Raw genomic sequence first — 7,589 nt, forward strand, 5'->3', positions numbered from 1 at the left:
TGCAGCACCCTCACGAAGGCCGGAACTCACCTGTCATGCACTGGTCGCAACTCTGCTTAATTAACAGAGTTGAGGGGCCGTTGACCTGCCGTTCCATTGACGGCCACGCTTCCGGCCCATGAGACTCCCACGCTACACACAATCTCTGGCGCTCGCCGTCGGTGGTCTGCTCGTGGCCGGCGCCATGGCACAGCCCGCCGTCGCCACCGCCTCGGGCAGCGCCACCGCGAGCGACCCAGGGCCCGCTCCCTCGAAGGTCACCCCCACCGAGGCTCTCCGCGATGCGAAGGAATCGATCGCCGGACACCCCCGCGCGGTCCGCGCGAGCGCCCAGGACACCTTCACCTCGGGCGCAGTCCAGATCGACAAAGACGGATCGGGTCACGTTCGTCTCAACCGTCAGTATCAAGGTCTGCCGGTCGTCGGCGGCGATGTGATTGTGCACTCCGCCCCCGACGGAAAGTTGCGCAACACAACCCTCTCCCTCGCAGCTCCGCTGTCGATTTCGACCAAGCCGAAGGTTGGTTCCGCTACCGCGCTGGCGACCGCGAAGAAGCTCTTCAAAGGCAAGCTAGCAAGTACGTCGGTCAAGCTCGCCGTGGACGCTCTCTCGGCGACGCCCCGCCTGGTCTGGCATGTTGAGACCAACGGCATCGCGCCCGACCAGTCCCCCAATGAGTTGAACGTTCTGGTGGACGCGATCACGGGCGAGATCGTACACAACTGGAACGGCTTCCATACCGCCGAGGGCACCGGCCGCGGCTATCAGGTCGGCACCGTGGGGGTGAGCACCACCCCGATCTCGGGAGGGTACGAGCTCAAGGACCCCCTCCGCGGCAACGGAGAGACGCGGGACGCGCAGAACCGCACGGTGCCCGACACCGAGGGAATCCCGTCTGGGTGGGGCAAGGCGTTCACCGACACGGACAACGCCTGGGCTGACGGCATGCTCACCAACCGTGCCACTGCGGCCGTCGACGCGCACTACGGAATCCAGCAGACGTGGGACTACTTCAAGAACGTCCATGGCCGCAACGGCATCCGTAACGATGGTGTCGGCGCCCGCTCCTTCGTGCACTGGGGGGTGAACTACGCCAACGCGGGCTGGTCCGACAACGACTTCGCCATGATCTACGGCGACGGCCAGCCCGGGTCGAATCCGTTCACCCAACTCGACGTTGCCGGGCACGAGATGGCACACGGCGTCACCGCCGCCACTGCCAATCTCATATACCGCGGTGAGTCCGGAGGCCTGAACGAGGCCACCAGCGACATCTTCGGCACCCTGGTCGAGTTCAACACCAACAACGCGGCCGACGCTCCCGATTACCTCATAGGCGAGAAGATCGACATTCGAGGCAATGGCACACCGCTGCGCTACATGGACAAGCCGTCAAAGGACGGCCGAGGCTCACAGGACTGCTGGACCACCGGCACCAAGGACCTGGACCCACACTATTCCTCAGGCCCGGCCAACCACTTCTTCTACCTGCTCGCCGTCGGTTCCGGCGAGAGCTCCTGGGGCAACAGCCCGACCTGCAACGGATCCACGGTCACAGGCATCGGCAACGCCGCCGCAGGCAAGATCTGGTACCGCGCGCTCACCACGTACATGACCTCCGGTACGACCTACGCCCAGGCCAGGACCGCCACCATCAAGGCCGCCAACGACCTGTACGGCGCGACCAGCGCCCAGTGCACGGCCGTGGAGAAGGCGTGGAGCAGTGTCTCTGTCGCCGCGACAGCCACGACCTGTGGTGGGACCCCTCCGCCGACCAGTGACAACCTGCTCGTCAACCCCGGATTTGAATCCGGCGCGAGCGCCTGGACCACTGCGGCCGGAGTGATCACCAACAGCGCTGGCGGTGCCCCATACGCCGGCTCGTACTACGCCTACCTCAACGGCTACGGCACCACTCACACTGACACGCTCTCCCAGTCAGTGAGCATCCCGCCCACCGCAGTAGCGCCCAAGCTCAGCTTCTACCTGCGGATCTCAACCGCCGAGACCGGCACGACGGTGTACGACACCCTCAAGGCCCAGGTCGTCTCAGGCACAACAACGACCACCCTGGCCACCTACTCCAACACCACACCCAGCGATTACACACTGCGGACGTTCGATCTGTCGGCCTTCAAGGGCAAGACCGTCACCATCAAGTTCCTCGGTGTGGAGGATTCCTCGCTGTCAACCAGCTTCCTCATCGACAATACCGCCGTGACCGGGATAACCGCCTGGCCGGTGCCCCGCAGCGTGTCTGCTCCCTGACAGTACCCGGTGTCTCGTGATTCCGCCGACGTTAATTGATCTTGTGTGACAGGGTCACTTGGTGTGGACCCCCTTGTAGAAAAGGTCTCCGTGTCCGGCCCGGCGGAGCCCGGGAACAAGTGCCGGCGCGGGTGCGGGCCCGCGTGATCGCGCTGACGCGTATGACGCCGCCGGACGGCACCGGCCTTTCGCACTGGTCCACGCACGAGTTGGCGAGGTACCTGAGGCGGATCGAGAACATCACCGTGTCCTGGCACTAAATCGCGCGGATCTGGCGGGAGGAGAACCTGAAGCCGCACCGCTCCGGCACCTTCAACTTTCGAAAGACCCCGCGTTCGCGGCGAAAGAGCCGATGTGATGGGCCTGTATCTGGCCCCGTCGGGCGGCGCGGTGGTCCTCTCGATCGACGAGAAGACGCAGATCCAGGCGCTGGACCGGACCCAGCCGGTGGTGCCAGTCGCCTTCGCGGCGAGCGAGAGGCGCGCCGCCGACTAGGGACCTGTCGTGAAAGTGGATCTTGTTCGTTCATGATCATGTCTCGTGGGACGTGGAGATCTGACGAACAGCCAGTGGGCCCGGCTCGAGTCCTTGCTGCCGCAGGGCATCAAGCCGGGCCGGCTGCAGGTGTGGACGCGGCGGAGTTGATAGACGGCATACGGTGGAGGACCCGCGCGGGCACCCGTAGCGTGATGCGCCCGAACGCTACGGACCGTGGGACCGGGTCTACGACCTGTTCCGGCGATGGCAGCATGACGGCACATGGCAGCGGATCTTCGAGCAACTGCAGACCGAGGCCGACGCGAAGGGCCTGATCACCTGGGGCCTTGACCCCGGATTTTGGACACCGGAGAGACTTGGATCTTGATGGTCCAGGAGAACGGAGTCCCCGTGGGGATGAAGCACTATGCCGCCGAGTTCAAGGCGGACGCCGTCGCGTTGTACCGCTCAAGGCCGGGAGCGACGATCAAGTCCGTCGCCGATGATCTCGGGGTGCGACGTTCCCCACCTGCGAAAATGGTTACGCGGGAACGGATCGGGGTCTGTATCGCACGCAAGGGCATCGAGTCATCGGAACGACTCGGCCAACGCCGGTGGGTGATCGAGCGGACCATGTCCTGGCTCACCGGCTACCGCAGACTCAACCACCGCTACGAACGCCACCCCCGCAACTACCTCGCCTTCCTCGGCCTCGCCGCAGCCCCCTGCTGCTACAAACGACGTACCGCCTCACCACATAGGACACGGCCTTAGAACGGACAGGCCGAGCGTCGACGCGTCCGACGCCGACGCAAGCTCCGTCTGAAGGAAGCCCAGCTCGGCAGGTCCCGTGGCGGACTGACCAGCAAGATTCATCTCGCCTCGGACCGTAGAGGCCGCCCGCTCGCGTTCATCCTGATCGCTGGACGGCACGCTGTTGCCGATCGACCGGATTCCGCCGACACCCCCTACTCCTCGGGAATACACAAGCGGCACGGCATGAACGTCCAGGTCCTCACCGACCCGTTCGGCCGACTACTCTGGGCTTCCCCGGCCCTGCCCGGAGCCACTCACGACCTGACCGCGGCCCGGAAGCCATGGCATCGTCGACATGCTCGGCGCCGTGGGCCTGAAGTGCTGGGCCGACAAGGCCTATCAAGGCGCCGACCGCACATCCGAGTTCCCTTCCGGGCCGCCGGCATAAACGCTGGAAGCGACGGAACAACAGCGGTCACGCCAAGATCCGCTGCGTCGGCGAGCAGGCCATGGCCGTGCTGAAGGGCTGGCAACCCCCTGCGGAAGCTCCACTGCAGCACCAGCCAGATCACCGACATCGTGAAGGCCGTCCTCGTCCTCCACCACGCCTCAACATGAGGCTGGAAAAGGCTCATAGCAAGAGCCGGTGGGCCAAGCTGGTGTGACGTCCCGTAGGGAGGCTCGCTTCCTTGACGTTGACGCCGAAGACACCCTGGAAGACCTCCCCCGGGCACAACGCCACCAGGCTGAGGTGGGCGATGGCGGGGGCTGCGTCGTGTGCCTGATCAGGTGGTTTCGCGGGTGCGGCTGGTCCGACATTCACGAACTCAAAGGATTCCTGAGGTCAGATGGGACATTGGTGCCTGTGCTGATCTTGTCCCCGATAGGTGAACATCCCTGGTGGGTCCCGGCTTCTGGGTGGAGTGAAGGGGATGTGCGGCGCAGGCTGGCGGTGTTCGCCCTGGCGGCCTGACGACTGCCAGGTTTTGAGGAGCGGGCGTGGATCACGCCTGCCGCGGAAGGAACACCCACCAGCGCTGAAGGCGGCAAGAAGGGAACCGCTCTGCTTCCCGCATCGCAAGCGAGGGCGAGCGTGCTCTGTCCCGGCTGAAGGACTGGAAGGTCTTGCGGGACTGCCGACCCTAGGTAACGGGGTCCACCAGGGCCATCCCCGACATAGCCCGACCGTCCAACATAACCCGCACCAGATGACGACACCCGATTCAAGTTAACCTCTAGGAGGAAATAATGACCACTCCTATAATCGCCGAGCCCTCGGTGCGAATTAGACCCAAGACTCCGACCTGGCCCCCAAATCAGGTAAGCGTCCGCGGGGCCATCTGGCGAAAGAAGCCAGGAGGCGGCGCTTATGCCGTATACGTGGGCGACTCGATCAATTTCCACATTACAGTACCCATAAATAACCTGGAGGCTACTCACGCGTCTCCTGAGGGTGGAGAACTTCACGGCGCCTCCCTACATGTATACGAGGTTGGGCCAATTGATTCCAACCTAGCGGCACACCATGCGTCTGCGCGAGAACTCTGGCTGCACAACGAGTTGCAGATGAGGGATACGTGCGGGGAATTCAAAAATGCCCTGCCCTTGCTATACAAGGAGGAGATGGAATCTTACCGACTGGAGGAAGATTCTTATCTCGCAGAAAAAGCCGCACGTGATGAATGGTGTCGCGTTCACGCGCCCACCGCGCAGCAGGAAAAGGAAATCAAGGAGGCTGCTTCACGAGCCCAACGTGAGCTAGTTGCGAACACAAATAAAGCCCTGGATGCGGCGCGCAAGGATCCCTTTACCCTGAAGTCAGTTGAAGGCAAGCCGAACCAATGGCTCACGAGTCGTGGGGGTGAGATGAGACATGTCCCAAGAGCGCATTTCATCAAAGCCGAAGACAGTAAGGGATGGCGGGATGACGCGCGGGCAGTGGCGAGCCATCCGTTCGTCATGGCCGCACATGGCAGCACTCTATACGTATGCTCAGGTGAACATCTACTAGACGTCCCTGTCTTCACTGAACGGTCACTGTGGACGGAATCCCTCCCCCAAGGTAAATACCAAAAAGGCAAGCCTCCCCATCCTTCCTGGATTGAATTTGACGGGGATGCTTATCCACTTCAGGCCGATGATGCCAAGCGCCTACGAAAGAGTGGCGAGGAACTCGCAATTGGGACGCCGGGTTGTTTCACTGTCGATCTTGGAGGCCTAGGGCTCACCGTAGTATTGCCTAAAAATCCAGCATCACCGCTGCTATCGCACGGGGAAGCTTACGGGCAGTGGCTGCGTACGCTCCGAAGCGCACACCTTTCCGCCGACGCGCGAGTCCTGCGAATTGAATTCGGATCCTCGTCCTACTATTATGGCTCCGGGGACACTTCCGAAGCCCCCATTTGGTCTCCCCATTGCTACCGAGTGGATCTCGATGGAATTGAATACGCCGTCTCTCTGGAAAATGGCTGGGCCCCCTTCTCTCTGGGAAAATGCGCCATTCTCGCCTACACCCCCCAGCCCAATGTGGTTCTAGTGCAGGACCGTAGCGATCCATCCTGGGATGGGATCAAGCTGGTCGAACTAGGGGAACTGAACTCCAGCTCGGAATTCGAATTGCGCGACCCGCGAACGGGGAGGACCATGTTCGCCTACGGTGCAGTGCAAACTGGAAGGAAGGCATGGGAGTGTACGCTGGATTATCATCCAAACATGATTTACGAGTTCCACCCCGACTCGCATGCCGAATTTGCACGTGACGTCACTAGTGGAGTCGCCTACCCAGTCTCTGCGGCATTCGAAAATCCAAGCGTGGCGCTCAATTCTCCTGCATTTCTAATTTCCGATGGTGCTGGATCATTCCAAAGTGTCACCCTTTTGGGTTCTTGATGAGCTTCGGGTTGCGCTATCACATTAAATGAGCTCTCGAACAAGGGTGGGTAACCCGAAGCCTTCGGATTCGGGCGCGTTCGCGTCATTGAGCGTCTTTCATCCTGCCGTTGGAGTGTGGTGGCACGGCGGAGTTCCTCGTCGTTGGTTGTGGTGATTCTCAAAACGCCATCGGCCGGGGGCTCTGTTGGTTCCGAATCATGCCATGCTCGACGTCCTGCAAGAGCTGGTCGAGCAGCTCTCCCGGCTCATCAATGACCGGCGGTGCGAGGTGAAGTCGCGCTGGCGCAAGCTCGATTAGAATTCGAGCAGTCGCTGATCTTGTGATGTCAGAGGGCACTTCAGCCCGTTGTTTCATCCCGAATTACCGGGTTAAGTGTGATTCATAGACTATGCCAGGTCGGGGTGGATTCGGCGGTGAGTCTGCGGGTCATGAGGTTGATCATCGAGCGGTGGATCATGGCTTCGGAACGGGGGCATCGTCCGGTTGTCGGCGCGGCGGCGGAGGTGGGCGATTACTGAGGTTTTCAGGGTGGGGTCGGTGGGTCGATGGTCAGGTTGGTGGTGGTGAGGCTGCCGTCGATCAGGCGGGGCTGGAGCTGGATCCGGCGTAATTCGCGGCGGAGTATGTGGTCGAGGTCGTCGGGGGTGTTGAAGGCGGTGTTGGCCATGGCTCTGCGTACGAGTGACCAGACGGCCTCGAGAGGGTTCAGGTTGGGCGCATATGACGGGTAGCAGGACGGTGGTGAGCCAGTCGTGCTCGGCTTCATACCGTTTCAGCCGGGCGGTCAAATGGGTGTTGAGGTTGTCCCAGACGATCACGATCGGTCCTCCGAGCTGGATTCGGGCCCTCGCCAGCAGGTCGTGATAGTCCTTCCAGGAGGAGCTTTTGCGGGCGCCCTTGAGGAGGAGGTGGGTGAGGGGCCGGTGGATGAGACGGCTCTTCTCGCCGGGTTTGTAGCAGCACAGGGCGGCGACCGAGGTCCGGCGGAGCGGCCGCGGACGCGGATGACGGGGGTCTCTGTCCGCGCCGGCCCCGGGTGCGGGCGCGGGGCGGCGTCATGGAGAATCCGGCCTCGTCCTCGAAGACGATCCAGCCCCCCCACGCCGCCGCGAGGCTTTCACCTTCGGCCACACCTCCCGCTTCCACAGCTCGACGGCCTGCTCGTCGCGTTCGAGTGCTCTGCGGGCGGGCGCC

Annotated in this window: 2 protein-coding genes and 8 pseudogenes; 7 read left to right on the forward strand and 3 right to left on the reverse strand. The window is 62.5% G+C overall.

Features of this window, described 5'->3' with window-relative positions; all coding sequences use genetic code 11:
• Positions 1 to 118 precede the first annotated feature (118 nt).
• From AB0D66_RS31380 to AB0D66_RS31410, 7 genes and pseudogenes are all read left to right on the forward strand, one after another.
• Complete coding sequence (locus AB0D66_RS31380) at positions 119 to 2,269, forward strand: M4 family metallopeptidase (RefSeq protein ID WP_362310598.1); 2,151 nt, start codon at positions 119 to 121, stop codon at positions 2,267 to 2,269.
• Between the two features lie 266 nt (positions 2,270 to 2,535).
• A pseudogene (locus AB0D66_RS31385) lies at positions 2,536 to 2,728 on the forward strand (IS630 family transposase); the annotation flags it as partial.
• Positions 2,729 to 2,996: 268 nt separating this feature from the next.
• Positions 2,997 to 3,134: pseudogene (locus AB0D66_RS31390) on the forward strand (hypothetical protein); the annotation flags it as partial.
• Between the two features lie 179 nt (positions 3,135 to 3,313).
• Positions 3,314 to 3,520 (forward strand): annotated as a pseudogene (locus AB0D66_RS31395) (transposase); the annotation flags it as partial.
• 63 nt (positions 3,521 to 3,583) lie between these two features.
• Positions 3,584 to 3,676: pseudogene (locus tag AB0D66_RS31400) on the forward strand (IS5/IS1182 family transposase); the annotation flags it as partial.
• Between the two features lie 39 nt (positions 3,677 to 3,715).
• Positions 3,716 to 4,120, forward strand: a pseudogene (locus tag AB0D66_RS31405) (transposase family protein); the annotation flags it as partial.
• 762 nt (positions 4,121 to 4,882) lie between these two features.
• Positions 4,883 to 6,391 carry a hypothetical protein gene (locus tag AB0D66_RS31410; RefSeq protein ID WP_362310599.1) on the forward strand — a complete coding sequence of 503 codons (1,509 nt, stop codon included), beginning with the start codon at positions 4,883 to 4,885 and terminating at the stop codon, positions 6,389 to 6,391.
• 383 nt (positions 6,392 to 6,774) lie between these two features.
• On the opposite strand, the pseudogene AB0D66_RS31415 reads toward AB0D66_RS31410, so the two are convergent.
• From AB0D66_RS31415 to AB0D66_RS31425, 3 pseudogenes are all read right to left on the reverse strand, one after another.
• Positions 6,775 to 6,864 (reverse strand): annotated as a pseudogene (locus tag AB0D66_RS31415) (IS5/IS1182 family transposase); the annotation flags it as partial.
• A 54-nt stretch (positions 6,865 to 6,918) separates the two neighbouring features.
• Positions 6,919 to 7,454 (reverse strand): annotated as a pseudogene (locus AB0D66_RS31420) (transposase).
• A pseudogene (locus AB0D66_RS31425) lies at positions 7,451 to 7,589 on the reverse strand (transposase); the annotation flags it as partial. The pseudogenes AB0D66_RS31425 and AB0D66_RS31420, both read right to left, overlap by 4 nt.

Source organism: Streptomyces sp. NPDC048270, assembly GCF_040652335.1.
Taxonomy (GTDB): Bacteria; Actinomycetota; Actinomycetes; order Streptomycetales; family Streptomycetaceae; genus Streptomyces.

Coding starts and splice junctions, on each gene's coding strand:
- AB0D66_RS31380 (WP_362310598.1), top strand. CDS start 119: ATGAGACTCCCACGCTACACACAATCTCTGGCGCTCGCCGTCGGTGGT.